Source organism: Neomicrococcus aestuarii (assembly GCF_014201135.1).
Lineage (GTDB): Bacteria > Actinomycetota > Actinomycetes > Actinomycetales > Micrococcaceae > Neomicrococcus > Neomicrococcus aestuarii.
This window is the reverse complement of the sequence record NZ_JACHDR010000001.1, coordinates 339,098-358,949: the sequence shown is the minus strand read 5'-3', so window position 1 is coordinate 358,949 and position 19,852 is coordinate 339,098. Positions and strand designations below refer to the sequence as shown.

The window sequence follows — 19,852 nt, the reverse complement described above, 5'->3', positions numbered from 1 at the left end:
CACGCTCAAGCTCTCAAAATCAGGGGTGGATGTGGAAGACACCGATCCATTCTAGTCCGCTACACGTATTCGGATACGACGGCCATTGCGAGCGATCCGTTATATCCCTTACGCATCAGCATGGACACCAGACGACGAACTTGTTTGTCTCGCTCTTTCATTTGCGTCCTCCGAACATCCCACGAAGCGGAATCGTCAATCTCTATCCGGGCGGATTCTTCAGGGCTAGATACTCCGAGCTTTTTCTGCACGAGTTCGTGGCAGGCAGCACGCTCGTCCTCATCGGTGACAGCTTCGAGCGCTTTTTGTGCGAGCTCTTCGTGAATGCCTTTGTCTCGAAGTTCTCGTTGTAGTGATCGTTTGCCGAGTTTCCGGTTTCCGTGGCGACTTTCAACCCACAGTTCCGCGAATGATTCGTCATTGACGAGGTGGACTTCTTCCATCCTGTCCAAGACTTTGGTGATGATGTCCTCGGGGACGTCCTTGTCGGCAAGCTTGTCTGCGAGCTGCTTCCTGGATTTCATCGAGGCCGTGAGCTGCTGCAGCACGATGTTTCGTGCGAAACGCTCTGCCCGTTCGGGCGACATCGGTTCAGGTTCAACACCATCGAGTTTGTCGCGGTTTACGGCATCGTCGCGGTCTACGGCATAGTCCCGATCCATGGCATCGTCAGCACGTTCTTGCGACCATCGGCCTGATGCACGTCGCTTGGATGACCGGTTACCGCCGGACGACTTGCTCTTGGCCATGCTTTGGTTCGTAAAACGAGACTCACCGGTTGTGGCACGTGGTGCTCGTGTCTTGCGATTACGCGAGCCGCCAGATGGATTTGAACCACGAGGAGAATCTGGGCCACCGGAAAGATCGGTATCCGGGGTTTGGGAAATGTCGGGACCTCCGACGTTCACTCCCCAGTCAATTGGCTCATTCTCAGTCATGTGTGATCCCTCCTCTTCTTCGGGCCCTTTACGTCAACCCCGGTCCTCGAACGCTGCCGGCCACCTCATCAAGTCATTCTCTGAGGCGAGTCGTTCTCGCGACGAGTGATTCACTGCGTCGCGTCACTGTCTGCGTCGCAGAAAACACAATGGTGTGGGCTCGAAAGCATTACAGCTTCGATCCCACACCACTGGTTACTGCTAGGTGCTCATTGCACGGTTGAGGTGCACCAGCACGCGACTAGCAGGTGATGACCTTCGTCGCTTGCTGATCTTCGTCGCCTGCTGACTACTTGTCGTCGCCGACAGCTTTGAGCGTTGGCTCGGAACCTTCTGCAGCTGCAACAACACCGATGCCGAGCTTCTCGCGAATCTGACGCTCGAGTTCGTTGGCAAGGTCAGGATTGTCCTTCAAGAACTGGCGAGCGTTTTCCTTGCCCTGACCCAGCTGGTCACCGTCATAGGTGAACCAGGCGCCGGACTTCTTGACGAGGCCGTGCTCAACGCCCATATCAATCAGGCCACCTTCGCGCGAGATTCCGATTCCGTAGAGGATGTCGAATTCAGCCTGCTTGAATGGCGGAGCCATCTTGTTCTTGACGATCTTGGCACGGGTACGGTTACCCACCGCGTTCGTTCCGTCCTTGAGCGTCTCAATGCGACGGACGTCAATACGAACCGATGCGTAGAACTTCAGCGCCTTACCACCGGTGGTGGTTTCAGGAGAGCCGAAGAAGACACCGATCTTTTCACGCAGCTGGTTGATGAAGATGGCGGTGGTCTTGGTCTGGTTCAAGCGACCGGTGATCTTACGCAGCGCCTGGCTCATCAAACGAGCCTGCAGACCCACGTGGGAGTCGCCCATGTCGCCTTCGATTTCAGCTTTAGGAACCAATGCTGCAACGGAGTCGATAACCACGATGTCGATGGCGCCAGAGCCCACCAGCATGTCCATGATTTCGAGCGCTTGCTCACCGGTATCCGGCTGGGAGACCAGCAGGGCGTCCGTGTCAACGCCAAGCTTCTTGGCGTATTCAGGATCCAATGCGTGCTCGGCGTCAATGAACGCTGCGATGCCGCCGTTCTTCTGCGCGTTCGCTACGGCGTGCAGAGCCACGGTGGTCTTACCCGAGGATTCAGGACCGTAGATCTCGACGACGCGGCCGCGTGGCAGTCCGCCAATACCCAGAGCGACGTCCAGGGCAATGGAGCTGGTGGAGATCGTTGCAATTGGCGCACGGGTGTCATCACCCAAACGCATGATGGAGCCCTTGCCGAACTGCTTATCAATCTGTGCGAGTGCGGCTTCGAGAGCCTTCTCGCGATCTGGTGCTGCTGCCATGATTCACCTCTACTGGGAAGGGGCGTCTAAGCCCTGTTTTGATCTGTGAACCACGCTACGGGTAACTACTGACACTTAGAACCTAGGACATTCTTTTGTGGATAAGTACGGGCCTGCAGTCGTGAATTCATACGCTTTCCACAAGACTACGCGACCCGTACATATTTTCGAATACCGCGGCTCGCGTGTCGAAAACTTTTCGAACATCCCACAGTGCAAGCGATCAACCTATCCATCAATAACTGGATCGCGACCACTTGCCGGGGCCACATCTTTGCCAAGCCTCCGCTCGGCCGGCACATCTTGCGCGTCGCAGACGGCTCCCCATACTTCACGCGGCTCAAAGTGATCAGCCAACGCTTCATTGACGGTTCGCCCGCCCAAACTAGTCAGGGCCAGCTGATTCGCCAATACATAGGCGTACCCGCTGCCAAATTCGTCTTCCATCAAGGTCCAAAAGTTACTAACTCGCACGCCCACAGTATGGCACGAAGACACGTTGCTCTCATGAACAAAACAAGAGGTTCACCATGAGCACACGGTGAACCTCTTGAAGGGACATTCCTAGGCGGTTAACGCCCGAGTTTGTCTAATACTAGCTTGTCTTTTAGTGACGAGCCGCAAGATCTTCGCTGAACTCCTCAGGGAGCTCATCTGGAATAACTGGCGTGAAGGCCTGCATCATCTCTGCAGGAACGGTGTCCGGAATCTGGAGTCCCTCGGCGATGGCGATGCGGTCAGAAACCATACGCAACATCACGGATACGGGCACGTTCAGTGCCTCGCAAATCGAGGAAAGGAGTTCGGAGGAAGCCTCTTTCTGTCCACGCTCCACTTCGGACAAATATCCCAGCGATACTCGCGCGCTGTGTGAAACTTCGCGCAAGGTGCGGCCCTGGCGTTGGCGGATGTCACGGAGCACATCTCCGATTTCGTGGCGAAGTACAACCATCTTCTTCTCCTTTTGGTGGTTGTTTTCCGGAACCGTCAATGCCACATCACGCCAACGGACAATGCCGTTTACGGATACTGGCTGCTTGACCATGTGAATAGTCGTCTCCTCTGTTTGTCACCGTAGTGACGATCATCTAGCGCGTGTTGCGCTTACTAGACTCAACTCTTGAACTCCTGTTTTTGTTCCCTACATACTCCATCACAGGAACTTATAAGAATCTATCGAGGTTCCTCTCAACTACGCGTTTAAAGGTGAATTCCCAGACTTCATGCGTTCAAGAAGTATTTCCAGCGCTGCATCTCTGCTGAGATGGCGAATAGTTTCGCGGTTTCCCTGGAAATGTTGCTCCACACTACCTGAGCCTGTGGCGTCTGCCCAGCCTATAAACACCGTACCGACGGGCTTTCCATCGTGAGCGTCTGGACCGGCAACGCCAGTGGTTGCGATTCCAAACGTTGCAACGCACCTATCGCGCGCGCCTCGCGCCATGGCTTCGGCGACGGCTGGATCGACGGATCCGCGCTCATCCAACAGGTCAAGCGGCACATCCAGGAGGAGCGCCTTCACCTCGTTGGCGTAGGACACTACTCCCCCGCGCAGTACGGCTGAGGCTCCCGGAACATCGGCGATAGTCGCTGCCACGAGTCCTGCTGTGAGCGATTCAGCGGTTGCCACAGTGGCTTCCTGTACGACGCCGCAGCTCACGATCTCTGCCGCAACCTCGCTTGCGCTGGGGTGTGGGGAGGCGGTATTTGCGGTCATTTGGTGGTCACGTTCTGTGGGTCCTTGCGAAGCGCGATGGCTTGGCGAACATAATCGATGCCCGTCACCACGGTGATAGCCATGGCCACCAGCATGATGATGGTTCCAATCCACCACAGCCACGGCAAGGAGTGGGTGATCGGCATGAGCAGAATGAGCAACCCAAGGGTCTGGGTGACGGTCTTGATCTTTCCGCCCTTATTCGCTGGCATGACGGCCCTATTGAGCATCATGAAGCGCATCAGGGTGATGCCCCATTCGCGCACCAGGATCACGATAGTCACCCACCACCACAAGTCGTTCGTGATGGACAGCATGATCAGCGCGGCACCGGTGAGCAGCTTGTCCGCGATGGGATCGGCGATCTTTCCAAAGTTCGTAATCAGTCCGCGGGCCCGGGCGATGTCACCGTCGAGCTTGTCCGTGTACATGGCCACGGCGAACACTACGAATGCCCACCACCGCCATGCCCCACGCTCTTCAGCGTCGAGGACCAAGAACCACACGAAGACCGGGACCAGCAGGATCCGGATGGACGTGAGGATATTCGGAAGATTCCAGGCCGACGGCTCGCTGGGAGCGCTGCCGTTGGCGCGTTCGCTGTGGTTAGTCACCCTCTCAGCCTATCGGCCCGTCAGGTTCCAAGCGTCTTCACTACCACCCTCGTCGTCGCCATCAAAGTACTCCTCAGCAACTGGGCGAGAATCGAGATCCGCAGCTACGGCGTCGTACGGGATAGCAGCAGTGTCCGCAGAATCCGGCGCAATGCCGTGGTTCGCGTTCGCGTTCTCTACCAGAGCGCTCTGTCGCGGATCCGCGGGGCCGCCCGTTGCCGGCCCGCCGCCACCCTTGAGGGCAGCAAGAACGGCGGGAAGATCGTCGGGCTTCACGAGCACGTCGCGGGCCTTCGAGCCTTCGGACGGGCCCACTACGCCGCGAGATTCCAGCAGGTCCATCAAGCGACCAGCCTTCGCGAATCCCACGCGCAGCTTGCGCTGGAGCATCGAGGTGGAACCGAACTGGGACGTGACCACGAGTTCGGTGGCCTGGAGCAACAGCTCCAGGTCGTCCCCGATGTCGTCGTCGATTTCCTTCTTCGGCGCCTGCACCACAATATCTTCGCGGTACTCGGGCTGAAGCTGCGTCTTGACGTGCTCCACCACCGCGTGGACTTCAGATTCCGTTACCCACGCGCCTTGAACGCGCATGGGCTTAGACATGCCCATCGGCAAGAACAGTGCGTCACCCTGGCCCAGAAGCTTTTCAGCACCCGGCTGGTCCAAGACCACGCGAGAGTCAGCAAGCGAGGAGGTCGCGAACGCCATACGGGATGGGACGTTGGCCTTGATCAGGCCCGTCACCACGTCCACGGATGGGCGCTGGGTCGCGAGCACCAAGTGAATACCAGCGGCACGAGCCAACTGGGTGATACGCACAATCGAGTCTTCAACGTCGCGCGGCGCAACCATCATGAGGTCGGCGAGCTCGTCCACGATCACCAACAAGTACGGGTACGGCTTCATGACGCGCTGGCTACCGGCCGGCGGATGTACCTTTCCGGCACGCACCGCCTTGTTGAAGTCATCGAGGTGCTTGAAGCCGAAGTTCGCAAGATCGTCGTAGCGCGTATCCATTTCACGCACCACCCACTGGAGGGCCTCGGCGGCCTTCTTCGGGTTGGTGATGATCGGGGTGATCAGGTGCGGAACGCCTTCATACGCGGTCAGTTCCACGCGCTTGGGGTCAACCATCACCATCCGAACTTCGTCAGGGGTTGCTCGCATGAGGATGGAGGTGATCATCGAGTTCACGAAGCTGGACTTACCGGCACCGGTTGCACCGGCCACCAGCAAGTGCGGCATCTTCGCGAGGTTCGCGACCACGAACCCGCCTTCTACGTCCTTACCAACGCCCATAACCATGGGGTGATCGGTCTTGCGTGCAGCGTTTGAGCGCAACACGTCGCCGAGGGCCACGATTTCCTTATCGACGTTCGGGATTTCAATACCGATCGCGGACTTGCCAGGAATAGGGCTGAGGATTCGCACATCGCTGGATGCCACCGCATACGCGATGTTCTTGCTGAGCGCGGTCACCTTCTCCACCTTGGTGCCAGAGGACAGCTCAATCTCGTAGCGCGTCACGGTTGGACCGCGGCTGAAGCCGGACACGTGCGCGTCCACCTTGAACTGATCCAGGGTTTCCTGCAGGGCTTGCACCACGGCGTCGTTGGCTTCGGTGCGCTCCTTGTGCAGCGGACCGGCGGGCAACAACTCAGAACCTGGGAGGGTGTAGGTGATGTCACCGGAGAGCTGCAGTTGTTCGCTGCGCTGTGGGATGGGAGGGCCGAAGGACGACGACGGAGCTTCCGTCTCGCTGTCCTCGAGCGCCGGGCTGGACTCGGCTGGGGCGCCAAGTCCTACTTGACGCTTGATCTCTTCCATCGCCTTTTCATCGCGCGTCGGGCGGCGAACCCCTGGCGGGATGGCGGGTGCAACAGCTGCCGCGCTGACATCGGCATCGTCGCCGTCGTGAGCGGAGTGTTCGTCCGAGTCATCGCCGTCTTCAGCTGCGGCGTCGTACACCTCAGAAGTCTGTGGCACCTTGCCGAGCACTGTTGTGGCGGCTTCGGAACGGCGTGCAGACAGAGCTTGCGTGGGGGCATCGTCTTCGCGGTCCGCGATCACGGCGCGGTCATAGGCAGGATTAACCTCGCCCGGAATGATGGGATCGCCGTTTTCGTCTACTTCCTCATCCTTGCCAAACCACTTGAACTTCTTGCGCTTCTTAGGCGCCTTCGCGGCGGCTTTATTCTGCTCGCCGTAAAGGTAGGACTGATCGTGCGGCTCGTCCTGCTCGTCCGCGTCTTCGTCGCCGCGACGTGCGGAACGGCGGCTCGCGAGGTCTTCATCGCTTTGCCCCATGATGCGCTCGTATCCGGCACGCAAACGCTGCGGGATGTGGCGGAACGGGGTGGCGGTCACAATGAGCAGCGAGATAAACGCCACCACAATGTTGAGCGCCAGGGCGCCCCATTTGGTGATGAGCGAGCTCAACGGAACGGAAGCGAGGTAGCCTACGACACCACCGGCTTCCAGCATGTTCAAGAAAGAAGCGGAGATGGAGGGCAGTTCGCCGATGAAGTGGGCGATTCCCGCGCCGGAGATGGTGGCCAAGGTGAGACCGATCCCGATCCGGTTATTCGCGGCATCGCTTTCCGGGTAGCGGAAGAGGCGGGTGGCGCCGATAAAGAGGAAGAACGGGACAACTACGGCCATCCAGCCGAGCGTTCCGGCGGCGACGTTGTGGACGGTTTGCCCAAACCAGCCGACGCTTCGAAGGCCCCACCATTCGACGATGGCGATCATGAGTCCTACGACTACCAGGAAGAGTGCGGTGCCGTCGCGGCGGACCTCAAAGTCGGGGCGAACGTCGCGGCCCAGTTGACGGAAGGCACCACCGACAATGCGGGCGATGCCCATCCAGAGTGAACGGATCCACCGAATAACCAGCGGTAATTGGTGCTGCTCGGCTGGCATTTCCGTCACTTTCGCCGACCGCGCGGAAGAACCACGGCCGGTAGAACTGCCGGATCCCGTGGAATTTTTGGCGGTTGACCGTGACGCGGTGGCTCGCGAACCGCCGGCGTTCCCTTGTCGAGAAGCCGGTGTTTTTCGCTCGCCAGCCCGTGAAGAGCCGTTAGAAGTACGCGTCGCCATACGCGCCACGCTACCGCCTCTGGCAAGTAAACCCGCCGATTTACACGCCCTTCAAGCGAACTCTCAGGGGTGTGAATCGGCGGGTAAGTGCAGAACTAGGCTGACTAGGCCTCGAGCACAACAGGTACGATCATCGGCTTGCGGCGGAGCTTGCGCGCCACCCAGGTTCCGATGGTGCGGCGAACAACCTGCTGCAGCTGGTGCTGCGTGTGGTCCGGGTTGTTCGTGACTGCCTCTTCGAGGGCTTGGGCGATCTTTGGCTTGATCTCGTCAAACACCGAATCGTCCTCTGCCACACCACGAGCGTGAATGTCTGGTCCGGACACGATCTTTCCGGTCTGGCGGTTCACCACGGAGATGACGGAAATGAATCCTTCTTCTCCCAGAGTGCGGCGGTCCTTGAGGTCCTCATCCGTAATAGAACCAACATTGGTTCCATCCACGTAGATGAAGCCGCAATCAACTTGGCCCACGAGGGTTGCCGCGCCGTCCTTGAGATCCACCACGGAGCCGTCCTCGCACAACAGCACGCGGTCAGCGGAAATGCCGGTTTCAACGGCCAGTTTTCCGTTGGCTGCCAAGTGGCGGGTCTCGCCATGGACTGGCATGACGTTCTTGGGCTTGAGGATGTTGTAGCAGTACAAGAGCTCGCCGGCAGATGCGTGACCGGAGACGTGGACCTTGGCGTTGCCCTTGTGCACGACGTCGGCGCCCATGCGGATCAGGCCGTTGATGACGCGGAAGACGGCGTTCTCGTTACCCGGAATCAGCGAGCTCGCGAGGATGACGGTGTCACCTTCGTTGATCTGCACCTTGTGATCGCCGTTGGCCATACGGGAAAGCGCTGCCATCGGTTCGCCCTGCGAACCCGTGGACATGAGCACTACCTTGTCCTCTGGCAACCGATCAACATTCTTCAAATCCACCAAAATGTTGGCCGGAACGTGAAGGTACCCCAGCTTTTCGGCAATCTGCATATTGCGGACCATGGAGCGGCCTACGAAGGCCACCTTGCGGCCGTGCATGTGTGCTGCGTCTAGGACTTGCTGCACACGGTGCACGTGGGAGCTGAAGGACGCCACAATGATGCGACGCTTCGCGCGACCGAAGATGCCCTGAAGTACTGGGCCGATCTCTTTTTCCGCGGTGGTGAAGCCGGGGACGTCAGCGTTGGTGGAGTCCGGCATGAACAAGTCCACGCCTTCTTCACCAAAGCGAGCGAACGCGCGAAGGTCCGTGATGCGACCGTCCAAGGGAAGCTGATCCATCTTGAAGTCACCGGTGTGAAGCACGTTGCCGGCTTCGGTGCGGATCAAAACAGCCAAAGCGTCAGGAATGGAGTGGTTCACGGCCGCGAATTCACATTCGAACGGGCCAAAGCGCTCAATGTCGCCTTCGCGCACCGTCAGGGTGAACGGACGGATCTTGTGCTCTTGGAGCTTCGCTTCAACGAGTGCCAGCGTGAGCTGGGAGCCAACGAGTGGAATGTCGTTCTTGAGGCGCAAGAGGTACGGGACGGCGCCGATGTGGTCTTCGTGGCCGTGGGTCAACACCACAGCGACCACGTCCTGAAGCCGGTCACGAATATAGGAGATGTCAGGCAGGATCAGGTCCACGCCCGGCTGGTACTCCTCGGGGAAGAGCACGCCACAGTCAACAACCAGCAGCTTCCCGTTGAGCTCGAAGACCGCCATGTTTCGGCCAATCTCCCCCAGTCCACCGAGCGCAACAATACGCATGGTTCCTGGCTTGAGTGCTGGTGGCGCCCCAAGGCGCCCGGTGTCGGCGAAGCCTACAGCGGTTTGAGTCATACGAGACGGTTACCTTTCTAGATCTCCCATCCGGCCTCACGAAGGTCAGCCAGGACGGGTTGTAGTTCCGCGTCCGACGGCTGCACAAGCGGCAATCGGACCACGGCGTTCGGCAATACGTTTTGCCGATGAAGAATAGTTTTTGTAGCAACGGCGCCTTGAATGTGCGTCATCATGGCGCGCTGTACGGGGTCAAGCTCGAAGTGGAGCTTGCGGGCAGTTGCGAGATCGCCAGCGTGCATCGCGTCCACCAACTGGCGGTACTGCCGTGTTGCAACGTGCGCGGTTACGCTGACGAGTCCTACGGCGCCAGCCGCCATGAGCGGCAAGGTCAGTCCGTCGTCGCCGGAGTAGTAGTCAAGATCAGTCTGCGCCATGACGCGCGTGGTTGCCAAGTAGTCTGCCTTAGCGTCCTTGACGGCCTTGATGTTGGGGTGTTCTGCCAAGCGGACCAGCGTTTCAGAGCTGATGGCAATACCTGCGCGACCCGGGATGTCATAGACCATGACGGGCAGGTCCGTGGCGGATGCGATGGCTTCAAAGTGAGCCTGCACGCCTGCTTGGCTTGGCTTGTTGTAGTACGGGGTGACGATCAGCAAGCCGTGTACGCCAACTTCAGCGGCGCGCCCGGAGAGGTTGATCGAGTGTGCGGTGTCGTTGGTTCCGGTGCCCGCGATGACCTTGGCACGGTCACCCACAGCTTCCAAAACCGCCTTGAACATGCCCACGTTTTCCTCATCCGTCAAGGTTGAGGTTTCGCCAGTGGTTCCGGTGACTACGAGCGAGTCGCAGCCTTCGTCAACCAACTTATTCGCGAGCTTTTGAGCTTCGTTGTAGTCAACCGCACCATCGTTAGTGAACGGAGTAACCATGGCAACCGAAAGAGTGCCAAACGTGTAGTCGTAGCTTGTCGAAGAAGTCAAAGAATCGGCCATAAAACCAACGTTACACGCGTCTGCCATTATTCTCCTTCAGATTCACTCTGCCTGTGGGAGGTATTACGGTCTTTCCCAGCCAGCGAGGCAACACTCCATCACTACAATGGAGGTATGGGATCCTCAAGACTCACTGGCGTTGATGTTGCCAGGGCGCTGGCACTGATTGGCATGTTTGCCACGCACACCATGCCTCTCGTGGATTCCTCCACCGGCGCCCCCACCGCCACGTGGGTTGCGTATTTGTTCGCCGGAAAGGCCTCCGCGCTTTTCGCAACGCTCGCCGGGGTGGGTTTGGCGCTTCTGACCGCGAGGACCTGGGCACAGCGCACCAAGAAGTCTCGCTCCCGTTCCGCGGCGCCCACGATGGGCGCGCAGCGCAGAGGCATCGCAGCCCGAGCGGCGTTCATCATGGTTCTGGGTTTCCTTGCCGCAGAATTTTCGAGCGGCATCGCGGTGATTCTGGTGCATTACGCTGTGTTGTTCTTGTTCGCGCTCGCCTTGATCCAGGCCACCGTAAAGCAACTGTTGTGGCTGGGCGTCGGGTGGTTGGCGCTCTCCCCCGTCGTGCTGTTTTTCGTGCGAGCCTGGGCTTACGCGAATGTCGCACCCTATAGAACCTCGGGCCCGGTGTTCATGGATTTTCTTCGACCGCAGACGCTTCTCGCCGATCTCTTTGCCACCGGCTACTACCCGCTCATCGTGTGGCCCGTGTATTTGATCGCCGGGCTGCTGGTGGGTCGATTGCTTCATACCAGTAGCAACGTCTGGGCGGTATCGTGGCGCATCACGCGCTGGGGTTTTGCGATGACTTTCGTTGCGTACGCGATCAGCTGGAGGCTCATTAACGCGAACTGGTCTTCGCTGGTGGGCGTCGCGAATACGTCCTCGGATGAGCTCCGTGCGGCGTTGATTTCGGGTCAGGGTTTGAGTGACTTTCAGTATTCCCCGTGGTGGTTCATGCTGTCTGCGCCGCACTCTGGCACACAGTTAGATCTGCTGTTGACCGTGGGGACTTCACTCGCGGTCCTGGGGTTGTGCTTGATGTTGTGCAAGGCGCTCGAGGGTGCCCTCAAATTCGTTGGCCAGGCCCTGACGTGGCCGCTTGCAGGGGCGGGATCCGCAACATTGACGCTCTACGTGGGCCACATTATTGCGCTGGATCTCTTCTCCAGCGAGCTCGCGACGCTAGAACCGTTGCACCGCTGGCTGATCTTCACGGTGGTGGCCCTGCTGTTCGGCGTCTTCATCTCGTGGAAACAAGTACGTGGGCCGCTCGAATGGATCAACCACTCGATTGCAGCCCACGCCTCGGGTCAACCTCACCCCAGCGGTCCTCGCGCGTCGTCGTAATCAGGATTCGAAAAAAATACTGAAGGACGACGACGCAGCTCGCCTTACGCTTTAACCTTGCTGTCCGCACTGGCGAGGAATCCCTCAATGGCGTCCCGCATGACTGAGCGGGCGCGCTTACGGTCGCCGGCGGCGTCGTACGCTAAAGCCAAACGGTGCAAACTGCGCCAGGAATCCGGGTTAGCTTCCGCTTCCGCCCGGTACTTCTCGAAATCCTTGTCAGCCGCCTCTTTTTCGATGCGGCCCGAAGGGCTACGTGGCAGGTCGTCTTCGGGAAGCAAGCCCTCGGATTCCAAGATCCGGGCCATGCGCTGCGTGCGCGTGCCGAACAGGATTTCGCGGATCAGAATGTACGCGCCCACGAGCGGGATGATCAGCGCCGCGACGCCGATGATCTTCGCAAGCGGCTCCTCCGCCTGAATGAACTTCAGCGAGGAGGAAAAAGCGGCCCATAAGTACAACACCATGAGCGCCACGATGGCGCCCACCCAAATCTTTGTCTTCACGTTTTTAGAGTCCCAAATCCAGGTAGCCGTCGAGTCCGTAAGTCAGGCCGGGCTTGCTCGCTACGGTGCGAAGTCCCAAGAGGACGCCGGGCATGAAAGATGCACGATCGTAAGAGTCGTGACGGATGGTGAGCTGTTCGCCTTCGCCGCCCAGGAGCACTTCCTGGTGCGCCACGAGTCCGCGCAGTCGAACCGCGTGCACGCGAATGCCGTCCACGTCAGCGCCGCGAGCGCCGTCGAGGGAAGATTCGGTGGCATCTGGGCTCGGGCCCACGCCAGCGGCCGCGCGAGACTTAGCAATCAGCTCTGCCGTGCGGACCGCGGTACCGGACGGGGCGTCCACCTTGTTGGGATGGTGAAGTTCAATGAGCTCGACGGATTCAAAGTATTGGCTGGCCTTAGCCGCGAACGCCGTGGCTAGAACCGATCCCAAGGCGAAGTTCGGGGCAATCAGTACGCCGGTTTCTGGGTGCTCGGCCAACAGCTCGGTGAGCGAGGCACGCTTGGCGTCATCCCACCCCGTGGTTCCAACCACCGCGTGGAGACCGTGAGAAACGGCGAAGCGCACGTTCTGCTCAGAAACGGCCGGCACGGTGAGATCCACAACGTGCGTGGCGCCAGCTTCGAGAATGCTCTCGATGGAGTCCTTGCTACCAAGTGCGGCAACGAGCTCCATGTCTGCTGCGTTGTTGACGGCCGCGACTGCTTCGCTGCCCATGCGTCCATGCGCGCCGAGGATGGCGACTTTGAGTGGTGAGGTCATCTTTTCACTGTATCTTTCGGTGAGAGAACTTTCGGCTGAAGCAGGCTCAGTTGTGTGCGGGAAGCGTCACACGACGTTACGCGGAGCCCACCCATTCGGAGGTGCCGTCCGCGAAGAACTGTTCTTTCCAGATGGGGATGCCGTGCTTAATGGTTTCCACGAGGTCTCGGCACGCTTCAAAGGCTTCCCCGCGGTGCGCCGACGCTGCCGCCGCCACCAACGCGGCGTCGCCAATCGCGAGTTCGCCGATGCGGTGGGCGGCCCACAGCCGGGTGCCCGGGTGCCGTTGCGCTACGGCTGCAATGAGCTCTTCCAAGTGCGCGTTCACGTCTGGATGAGCGGTGTAGGACAACCGCAAGACGTCGCGTCCGCCGTCGTGATTGCGGACGATTCCGCCGAACGTGACCACGGCGCCGGTGCGGTCCGATTCCACCGCGTCCCACGCTTCGTCTTGAGTGATGGGAGTATCGCGGACTCCGCAGAAAATGATCTCGGCCGGGATGAGTGGACCTTCAGGTTCAGTGCCCATGACCACCCTCAATCTGCTCACAAATGTGCCCGATCAACGGATCCAGTACGGTCAACGCGTCCATGACCCCGCGAGGAGATCCCGGCAGGTTCACCACAAAGGTTCGCCCGCTGACGCCCGCAATTCCGCGTGAAAGCGAGGCAAACGGCGTCTTGGACAGTCCAGCTGCGCGGATAGCTTCCGCGATGCCGGGAACTTCCTTGTCCAAAAGGGGTCGGGTCATTTCGGGCGTCTTGTCATCTGGTGCCAGCCCGGTTCCGCCGCTCGTGATGATGACGCGCGGTTCAAGGACGAGGAGCGCTCGCAGTGCTTGGCCCACGGGTGTCCCGTCCGGAACGATCACCGGGGTGGAAACCTCGAAGTTGTGCTCGACGAGCCAGTCCGTGACGACGGGCGCGGTGAGGTCTTCATACTGCCCCGTGGCGGCACGCGTGGAAGCGATGAGGATCGCTGCGGTGCGCGGTGCCGGCGCTGGTTCACACGCGCTCATGCGTCCACCGTCCAATCGCCGCTCTTGCCGCCGGATTTGGACAGTACTCGAATGCCGTCGATGATTGCGGCCTTGTCTACGGCCTTGATCATGTCAAAAACCGTCAATGCGGCCACGCTCACGGCGGTGAGAGCCTCCATCTCCACACCAGTGACGCCGCGGGTTTTCACGAGCGCCTCAATGCGCACCGTTCCGGCGTCGGCGTCCGGCTCAAAGTCCACGGTGACTTTGGAGATCGGCAACGGGTGACACAGCGGCACCAGCTCGGGGGTCTTCTTGGCGCCCATAATCCCGGCAATGCGGGCCACGCTGAGGGCGTCACCCTTGGGGAGATTTCCTTCGGCAAGGAGTACGACGACGTCACTGCGGGTCCGCACGATCGCTTCCGCACGTGCCACCCGCGTGGTTTCCGGCTTTTCGGACACATCCACCATGTGCGCCGTACCGTCTTCGCGCACATGAGTGAGCGACTGTTGTTCTTCCACTGTTTTACTTACCCTTCTTCAAGCATCATGACGGTCAATGTGTCGCCGTGATGTGCTTCTGCGGTGCCTTCAGGAATGTTGACCAGGGCGTTCGCTTGCGCGAGCGCGAATACCAAGTGTGATTGTTCGGAGCCGAGGAGTTGGACGAGCCGCTCCCCGTTCGCCGGATCCGTTGACACGACACCACGTCGCCACTGGGACTTTGACGGCGGTGAGGTGACGGAGAGTTCGGGCGAATCGAGCTGCAAAATGGCTTGATGGTGGGCGCGCTGCATCGCGGCGTTCAGCGTCGTCTCTCCGCGTGCGATCGCCGCCAAGAGAGGACGCACGAAGATCTCAAAACTGATGGCCGTGCTGACGGGATTTCCCGGGAAGCTGATGACAGCCACGGGGTGAACCGCATGGTCAGCGAAATGTTCACCCGAGTGGCGTGCGGAGGGTTCCAGGATTCCACATCCTTGCGGTCCTCCTGGTTGCATGGCGACGGATCCAAACTCGATTCCACTTCTCTCAAGTGCCACCTTCACCACTTCAAAGGCACCCTTGCTGATGCCGCCCGTCGTGAGCGCAGCCAGGGCATTCGGGTGCGCGGCGAGCGCCTCCTCCAGACGCCGTTCGAACTCCGCCACGGTGTCCGAGGAAACGCTCACGCGGACGGGTATGACCCCAATTTCGTGAAGGGCGGCCGAGAGGAACGCTGAGTTGGAGTCGTAGATATGACCGGGCTTGAGCGTTTCACCGGGCGCTTGCACTTCGTCGCCGGTAGCCAGTACCAGCACTTCGGTTCGGGGCTGCACTGCGATTTCTGCAATACCAAGGGCTGCAAGGAGTCCCACGTGGCGAGGCGTCAGCACAGTGCCTGCCTCAATCACCACGGTGCCCGCCGCTACGTCCGATCCCGCGGAGCGAATGAACTGACCTCGAGGCGGTCGCGGCAACGTCACGGTGACGGTCTCAAGGTAATCGTCATTGGAGAAATCAGGAAAACTGTGAGGTTCGGTTCCCACTGCGGAGATGACAGCCTCAATGGGGATGATCGCAGTGGCGCCCTCGGGAACCATCGCACCCGTCATGATGGGCGCCGCAAACCCAGGCGCCAAGGCCACAGGATGTGTTCCGGCAGGAATGACCGGGGCGAGATGGAAAGTCGCGCTCGCAGATTCGGCCCGAGATTCGGGAAAGTCGTCCACCCGGACGGCGTACCCGTCCATTTGGGAATTATCGAAGGCGGGAAGCGAGTTACGCGCAACGGTAGCTTCGGCAGTGAGTCGAGCTGCGGCGTCGTACACAGAAACCAGTTCCGCGGGCCGGCCCGAACGGCCCTCCAGCACGCTCGCGAAAATTCGAACAATCTCCTCGCGGTGCTGCGCTACGGAGCGGCGAAAGTTCTGGGCCATTCGTCCATCCTAGCCGCGGCCCGGTGCGCTCGCAGTGGAGCGTGACGCGAGGAGCGGCTGCGCAGGAACGCCGGTGCCCCTCGACACCACACTCCTCGAAACCACCGTGCGCAGCGCCCACGCCGAAATGACCACCACCATGATGTACATGGCAATGAGCATCAACGCGATCCCGAGTGCTTGATCGGGCTGGTTGGAGTTCAGCGCCAGCTCGATCTGTAGCGGAAGCGTCCGGGTACGGCCTTCGACGGATCCGGCGAACGTGATGGTGGCGCCGTACTCGCCGAGCGCTCGGGCGAACGCCAAGAGTGTGCCGCCGAGGATTCCCGGCAGTGCGAGTGGAAGAGTGATGTAGCGCAGGATTTGAGTGGCGTTTGCGCCGGCGTTCGCGCCCGCAAGTTCTAGATCCGGATCCACGCCCTCGAACGAACCCAGCGCGGCAATCACGAAAAACGGCAAGGCCACGAAGACTTGCACCAGCACGACCGCCACGGGCGAGAATCCCACTTGCACGCCCAGATTCTCCAGTAGCGTCCCCAGCAGGCCGCGCCGCCCCCAAAAATACAGTAGCGCCAATCCGGACACCACGGGCGAAAGCACCAGCGGGATCACCAAAAACCCGTACAGCACGGCCCGCCCAACGCCGCTCAATCGATGCAACAACACCGCCAACGGCAACCCGAGCAGCAGCGAGATGATCGTAGAGATCGCCGCGGTCCCGAGCGATAACCGCAAAGATGTCAGCACCTCGGGGTCGCCCAAAATTGCGGAAAGTCTCCCCCACGGCGCCAGAATCGTGAGGGCGATCAGCGGACCGGCGAGGAGGATCAGCGCCAGAGTTGCGGGGACCCAAAGCCACCGTGGAGTCGCAACGCGCAAGAGTAATTTCTCTGTCATGGGCGTTGTGAGGTGGTCTCGAATCCGGCGTCGAGAAGAATCTCCTGCGCTTGCTCTCCGCGCAGCCACGCGCCGAAGTCTTGGGCCTCGGTTGCGGCGTCGGTGCTGGTCAGGATTGGATACTTGTTCGACGGCGCGTCCGGAAGTTGCACGGATTTCACCGAGTCTCCGGCGCTTTGAGCGTCCGTCGCGTACACGAATCCCCCGTCAACCTCCCCTGCGATGACTTTGGAGAGGACGGACCGCACGTCAGCTTCCTCGGAGACCGTTGCGAGGTTGAGGTTTTGCGCTTCCAGGAACGTTTCAGTGGCGCGGCCGCACGGGACGCTGGGCGCGCACGTGGCTACTCGGGTGTCGGGGTTCGCGCTGAGCAACTGGAGAAATTCCCCGCTGGTGGTCACGTCCGAGTCGCTCGGCACAGCTAGCACCAGTTCGTTCGTGGCCAGAATTCCTTGATTCACGAAAGCGTCTGGGGTGTCGAGCGCTTGAATCGATGCCGCATCCGCCGTGATCAGGACGTCCGGTTGCGCTCCCTCGTTGATGTGCTGAACGAGCGTCTGCGATCCCGCAAGGTTCTCCGTGAATTCGACGCTCTCCGCGCCGGGGTGCGATCTCGTGAACGCGTCCTCGAGCTGCGGAAGAACGTCGGTCAGCGAGGCTGCCGCGAAGACGGACACGGGTTCTGATTCAGAATTTGAGGACGACGACGCAGCCCCGGTTCCTGAGGCACAGCCCGCTAAGGCGGTGCTGATGAGAGCGGTAGTAGCGAGGGCGGCGGTGACATTTGGGAGGCCGGCAAGACCAATACTTCGACGAGCGAGACTGCGATTTCTACGCTTCACCAGGTCTTTTCCTGCTCAGCAGATTCGATGACCACGTTGGTGCTTTTGACGACGGCCGTTGCGATGGATCCCGGTTCGAGTCCAAGCTCGTGCGCGGCCTCGGCACTGATGAGGGAGACGATGCGGAACGGGCCACATTGGAGCTCAACTTGCGCCATGATCTGGTCGGCACGCACCTTAGTCACGATGCCGGTGAACTGGTTCCGAGCACTGGATTGCACGCCAGAAAGAGCTTTGGGCGGGTTCGCTCGCTCACGGAGAAGCGCCGCGATGTCGGCACCGTTGAGCACCGTTCGTCCGGAGGCATCCTTGGTGGCAGGAAGGGTACCGGCTTCGACGAGCCGTCTGACCGTGTCATCGCTGACGCCCAAGAAAACGGCTACTTCTGAAATCCGCAATTGCGACATTATTACAGCCTATTGATCCGCAGATGATGAAGCAAGAGCCGAAAGTGCGCCTTTTCCCGAGCCGACGGCGTACCCTAGAAGGATGACTGTTCATCTGGGCCTACACACCATCGCAGCGACCGGAGCCTCACGCGCTTCCGGTTCAGCGGAGGCGGCGCCCGGACCAGCGTCCACTAATGGTGTTCTCCCCCGCGCGGAGCACCACGAATCTGCACTATTGGATCGTTACGGTCGACGCGCTACCGACCTTCGCATTTCCCTCATCGACAAATGCAACCTGCGCTGCACCTATTGCATGCCCGCCGATGGTCTTCCGTGGTTGGCCAAAGAACATCTGCTCTCCCTCGAGGAAATCACAAGGATTGTCCGCGTCGGTGTGCGCACTCTAGGAATTCGCGAACTTCGCTTGACCGGCGGCGAACCACTAGTGCGCAAAGACCTCGTGGACATCATCGCTGCTATTCGCGCCGAGCATCCGGACCTTCCGATCTCCATGACTACCAACGGCGTTGGCTTGGACAAGAAGGCTCAGGCCTTGAAGGATGCGGGCCTGACTCGCATCAACGTGTCTCTGGATACGTTGCACGCCGAAGTTTTTGAGAGGCTCACTCGTCGCGATCACTTCCCACGCGTCCTGGCTGGAATCGACGCTGCTTTGGCTGCTGGCCTCACACCGGTGAAGATCAATGCCGTGCTCATGCGCGGAGTCAACGATCACGAAGCGGCGGACCTTTTGCACTGGGCGCTCGAGCGCGGATTAGAGCTTCGCTTTATTGAGCACATGCCACTCGACGCTGATAAGAAATGGGTCCGCGATGGACTCGTCACCGCCAGCGAGATCCGCGAACAGATCCGAGAAGACTTCACCCTTGAGGTCTCCCCCGAAAATCGCAACGGTGCACCGGCCGAACGTTTCCTGGTCAAGGACGCTTCAGGATCCACACTCGGTACGGTCGGCATCATCGCATCCGTCACGGAGCCCTTCTGCGCGGACTGCACGCGAACCCGCATTACTGCCGAAGGCAAGGTCATGAGTTGCCTCTTCTCTTCAGAGGAAACAGATCTGCGGGGCCTCTTGCGTGACGGTTCAGACGATGACGCCTTAGCTCAACGCTGGAAAGACGCCATGTGGCTGAAGCCTCGCGCCCACGGCGCCGATGAAGGTATCGCTCGGGACGAATTTGTCCGACCAGAACGCTCCATGAGCGCCATCGGCGGATAGCAAACCTCAAGAAGACCAGAAGCAAGGAATCAGTTTTGCGCATTCGCTACTTCGCCTCCGCTGCAGTCGCAGCGGGAACCAAGGAAGAGTTCATCGACCTAGCGGCCATCGAAGAGTCCAACCTCAACAACTCCGGCACTAGCACCCGGGCGCCGAGCGCCGATGACTCTAGCCTTGGCGGACCAATCCACGGAGGAACGGCCACCGAAACGGCTTCTACTCATTCTTCGGTGACGCTCGGCGAATTATTGGATTACCTGAGCGCACACCGTGCACCGGAAACCGTCAAAGAGACGGTGGGTAGCGACGGACAACCGGTCCTCCAACGAATTCCTTCGCTGGCTCGTGTCCTAGGTCAAAGCTCGTTCTTGATCAATGGAAAGAACGAGCGCTCTCGCGATCGTGTCCTGAAAGAATCGGACATGGTTGATATTTTGCCGCCCTTTGCCGGCGGATAAATATCATCGGAACGACGCCCTCGAAGAGGACACGATCCACA

General features: G+C 59.9%; 21 protein-coding genes. 3 read left to right on the top strand and 18 right to left on the bottom strand.

Annotated elements, in window-relative coordinates; all coding sequences use genetic code 11:
* Nucleotides 1-59: 59 nt before the first annotated feature.
* The 9 genes from HD598_RS01615 to dapA all read right to left on the bottom strand — a co-directional run bounded on the left by HD598_RS01615 (nt 60) and on the right by dapA (nt 10,462).
* Nucleotides 60-749 (bottom strand): regulatory protein RecX, encoded by a 690-nt coding sequence (locus HD598_RS01615; RefSeq protein ID WP_260170457.1) that lies wholly within the window; start codon nt 747-749, stop codon nt 60-62.
* A gap of 478 nt (nt 750-1,227) precedes the next feature.
* On the bottom strand, nt 1,228-2,280 hold the full coding sequence (recA, locus tag HD598_RS01610) for a recombinase RecA (protein WP_071893793.1): 1,053 nt from the start codon (nt 2,278-2,280) through the stop codon (nt 1,228-1,230).
* A 228-nt stretch (nt 2,281-2,508) separates the two neighbouring features.
* A complete protein-coding gene (locus HD598_RS01605; protein WP_183663366.1) occupies nt 2,509-2,754 on the bottom strand; it encodes a DUF3046 domain-containing protein in 246 nt (81 codons plus the stop codon).
* 133 nt (nt 2,755-2,887) lie between these two features.
* Nucleotides 2,888-3,325 carry a helix-turn-helix domain-containing protein gene (locus HD598_RS01600; protein ID WP_183663364.1) on the bottom strand — a complete coding sequence of 146 codons (438 nt, stop codon included), beginning with the start codon at nt 3,323-3,325 and terminating at the stop codon, nt 2,888-2,890.
* A 147-nt stretch (nt 3,326-3,472) separates the two neighbouring features.
* Nucleotides 3,473-3,997 carry a CinA family protein gene (locus HD598_RS01595; protein WP_183663362.1) on the bottom strand — a complete coding sequence of 175 codons (525 nt, stop codon included), beginning with the start codon at nt 3,995-3,997 and terminating at the stop codon, nt 3,473-3,475.
* The gene (gene pgsA / locus HD598_RS01590; RefSeq protein WP_071893796.1) at nt 3,994-4,611 is read right to left on the bottom strand and encodes a CDP-diacylglycerol--glycerol-3-phosphate 3-phosphatidyltransferase; all 618 of its coding nucleotides are present in this window, start codon (nt 4,609-4,611) and stop codon (nt 3,994-3,996) included. Before pgsA ends, HD598_RS01595 begins: the two co-directional genes overlap by 4 nt.
* A 9-nt stretch (nt 4,612-4,620) precedes the next feature.
* On the bottom strand, nt 4,621-7,716 hold the full coding sequence (locus tag HD598_RS01585; RefSeq protein WP_183663360.1) for an FtsK/SpoIIIE family DNA translocase: 3,096 nt from the start codon (nt 7,714-7,716) through the stop codon (nt 4,621-4,623).
* A 104-nt stretch (nt 7,717-7,820) separates the two neighbouring features.
* Nucleotides 7,821-9,527 (bottom strand): ribonuclease J, encoded by a 1,707-nt coding sequence (locus HD598_RS01580; protein ID WP_183663358.1) that lies wholly within the window; start codon nt 9,525-9,527, stop codon nt 7,821-7,823.
* A 17-nt stretch (nt 9,528-9,544) separates the two neighbouring features.
* The gene (gene dapA, locus HD598_RS01575; RefSeq protein ID WP_183663356.1) at nt 9,545-10,462 is read right to left on the bottom strand and encodes a 4-hydroxy-tetrahydrodipicolinate synthase; all 918 of its coding nucleotides are present in this window, start codon (nt 10,460-10,462) and stop codon (nt 9,545-9,547) included.
* Between the two features lie 114 nt (nt 10,463-10,576).
* On the opposite strand from dapA, the gene HD598_RS01570 reads away from it, so the two are divergent.
* Entirely contained in the window at nt 10,577-11,815 is a 1,239-nt protein-coding gene (locus tag HD598_RS01570; protein ID WP_183663354.1) for a heparan-alpha-glucosaminide N-acetyltransferase domain-containing protein, read from the top strand.
* Nucleotides 11,816-11,859: 44 nt separating this feature from the next.
* On the opposite strand, the gene HD598_RS01565 is transcribed toward HD598_RS01570, so the two are convergent.
* The 9 genes from HD598_RS01565 to HD598_RS01525 all read right to left on the bottom strand — a co-directional run bounded on the left by HD598_RS01565 (nt 11,860) and on the right by HD598_RS01525 (nt 18,131).
* A complete protein-coding gene (locus HD598_RS01565) occupies nt 11,860-12,282 on the bottom strand; it encodes a hypothetical protein (RefSeq protein WP_221244669.1) in 423 nt (140 codons plus the stop codon).
* Nucleotides 12,283-12,325: 43 nt separating this feature from the next.
* A complete protein-coding gene (dapB, locus tag HD598_RS01560) occupies nt 12,326-13,084 on the bottom strand; it encodes a 4-hydroxy-tetrahydrodipicolinate reductase (protein ID WP_183663352.1) in 759 nt (252 codons plus the stop codon).
* Between the two features lie 76 nt (nt 13,085-13,160).
* Nucleotides 13,161-13,613, bottom strand: a complete 453-nt coding sequence (locus HD598_RS01555) for a molybdenum cofactor biosynthesis protein MoaE (RefSeq protein WP_183663350.1) — start codon at nt 13,611-13,613, stop codon at nt 13,161-13,163.
* Nucleotides 13,603-14,103 carry a MogA/MoaB family molybdenum cofactor biosynthesis protein gene (locus HD598_RS01550; protein ID WP_071893804.1) on the bottom strand — a complete coding sequence of 167 codons (501 nt, stop codon included), beginning with the start codon at nt 14,101-14,103 and terminating at the stop codon, nt 13,603-13,605. Before HD598_RS01550 ends, HD598_RS01555 begins: the two co-directional genes overlap by 11 nt.
* A complete protein-coding gene (gene moaC, locus HD598_RS01545; RefSeq protein WP_084637308.1) occupies nt 14,100-14,537 on the bottom strand; it encodes a cyclic pyranopterin monophosphate synthase MoaC in 438 nt (145 codons plus the stop codon). The genes HD598_RS01550 and moaC overlap by 4 nt, the downstream gene beginning before the upstream one ends.
* Nucleotides 14,538-14,596: 59 nt before the next feature.
* On the bottom strand, nt 14,597-15,985 hold the full coding sequence (locus HD598_RS01540; protein WP_071893806.1) for a molybdopterin molybdotransferase MoeA: 1,389 nt from the start codon (nt 15,983-15,985) through the stop codon (nt 14,597-14,599).
* A 9-nt stretch (nt 15,986-15,994) separates the two neighbouring features.
* Entirely contained in the window at nt 15,995-16,882 is an 888-nt protein-coding gene (locus tag HD598_RS01535) for an ABC transporter permease (protein ID WP_183663348.1), read from the bottom strand.
* Entirely contained in the window at nt 16,879-17,724 is an 846-nt protein-coding gene (gene modA / locus HD598_RS01530) for a molybdate ABC transporter substrate-binding protein (RefSeq protein ID WP_183663346.1), read from the bottom strand. The genes HD598_RS01535 and modA overlap by 4 nt, the downstream gene beginning before the upstream one ends.
* Complete coding sequence (locus HD598_RS01525) at nt 17,721-18,131, bottom strand: TOBE domain-containing protein (protein ID WP_183663344.1); 411 nt, start codon at nt 18,129-18,131, stop codon at nt 17,721-17,723. Before HD598_RS01525 ends, modA begins: the two co-directional genes overlap by 4 nt.
* 82 nt (nt 18,132-18,213) lie before the next feature.
* Between HD598_RS01525 and moaA the strand changes: the two genes are divergently transcribed.
* Entirely contained in the window at nt 18,214-19,353 is a 1,140-nt protein-coding gene (gene moaA, locus HD598_RS01520) for a GTP 3',8-cyclase MoaA (RefSeq protein ID WP_183663342.1), read from the top strand.
* A 35-nt stretch (nt 19,354-19,388) separates the two neighbouring features.
* Nucleotides 19,389-19,811, top strand: coding sequence for a MoaD/ThiS family protein (locus tag HD598_RS01515; protein ID WP_183663340.1), 423 nt, complete (start codon nt 19,389-19,391; stop codon nt 19,809-19,811).
* The last annotated feature ends 41 nt before the right edge of the window (nt 19,812-19,852 follow it).

What these genes read in the sequence shown, in the direction of transcription:
- HD598_RS01580 (WP_183663358.1), bottom strand. Translation starts at nt 9,527, where the DNA reads ATGACTCAAACCGCTGTAGGCTTCGCCGACACCGGGCGCCTTGGGGCG.
- HD598_RS01540 (WP_071893806.1), bottom strand. Translation starts at nt 15,985, where the DNA reads ATGGCCCAGAACTTTCGCCGCTCCGTAGCGCAGCACCGCGAGGAGATT.
- HD598_RS01555 (WP_183663350.1), bottom strand. Translation starts at nt 13,613, where the DNA reads ATGGGCACTGAACCTGAAGGTCCACTCATCCCGGCCGAGATCATTTTC.
- HD598_RS01535 (WP_183663348.1), bottom strand. Translation starts at nt 16,882, where the DNA reads ATGACAGAGAAATTACTCTTGCGCGTTGCGACTCCACGGTGGCTTTGG.
- moaA (WP_183663342.1), top strand. Translation starts at nt 18,214, where the DNA reads ATGACTGTTCATCTGGGCCTACACACCATCGCAGCGACCGGAGCCTCA.
- HD598_RS01525 (WP_183663344.1), bottom strand. Translation starts at nt 18,131, where the DNA reads ATGTCGCAATTGCGGATTTCAGAAGTAGCCGTTTTCTTGGGCGTCAGC.
- recA (WP_071893793.1), bottom strand. Translation starts at nt 2,280, where the DNA reads ATGGCAGCAGCACCAGATCGCGAGAAGGCTCTCGAAGCCGCACTCGCA.
- moaC (WP_084637308.1), bottom strand. Translation starts at nt 14,537, where the DNA reads ATGGTGGATGTGTCCGAAAAGCCGGAAACCACGCGGGTGGCACGTGCG.
- HD598_RS01570 (WP_183663354.1), top strand. Translation starts at nt 10,577, where the DNA reads ATGGGATCCTCAAGACTCACTGGCGTTGATGTTGCCAGGGCGCTGGCA.
- HD598_RS01550 (WP_071893804.1), bottom strand. Translation starts at nt 14,103, where the DNA reads ATGAGCGCGTGTGAACCAGCGCCGGCACCGCGCACCGCAGCGATCCTC.
- HD598_RS01565 (WP_221244669.1), bottom strand. Translation starts at nt 12,282, where the DNA reads ATGGTGTTGTACTTATGGGCCGCTTTTTCCTCCTCGCTGAAGTTCATT.
- HD598_RS01600 (WP_183663364.1), bottom strand. Translation starts at nt 3,325, where the DNA reads ATGGTCAAGCAGCCAGTATCCGTAAACGGCATTGTCCGTTGGCGTGAT.
- dapB (WP_183663352.1), bottom strand. Translation starts at nt 13,084, where the DNA reads ATGACCTCACCACTCAAAGTCGCCATCCTCGGCGCGCATGGACGCATG.
- HD598_RS01595 (WP_183663362.1), bottom strand. Translation starts at nt 3,997, where the DNA reads ATGACCGCAAATACCGCCTCCCCACACCCCAGCGCAAGCGAGGTTGCG.
- HD598_RS01585 (WP_183663360.1), bottom strand. Translation starts at nt 7,716, where the DNA reads ATGGCGACGCGTACTTCTAACGGCTCTTCACGGGCTGGCGAGCGAAAA.
- HD598_RS01615 (WP_260170457.1), bottom strand. Translation starts at nt 749, where the DNA reads ATGGCCAAGAGCAAGTCGTCCGGCGGTAACCGGTCATCCAAGCGACGT.
- dapA (WP_183663356.1), bottom strand. Translation starts at nt 10,462, where the DNA reads ATGGCCGATTCTTTGACTTCTTCGACAAGCTACGACTACACGTTTGGC.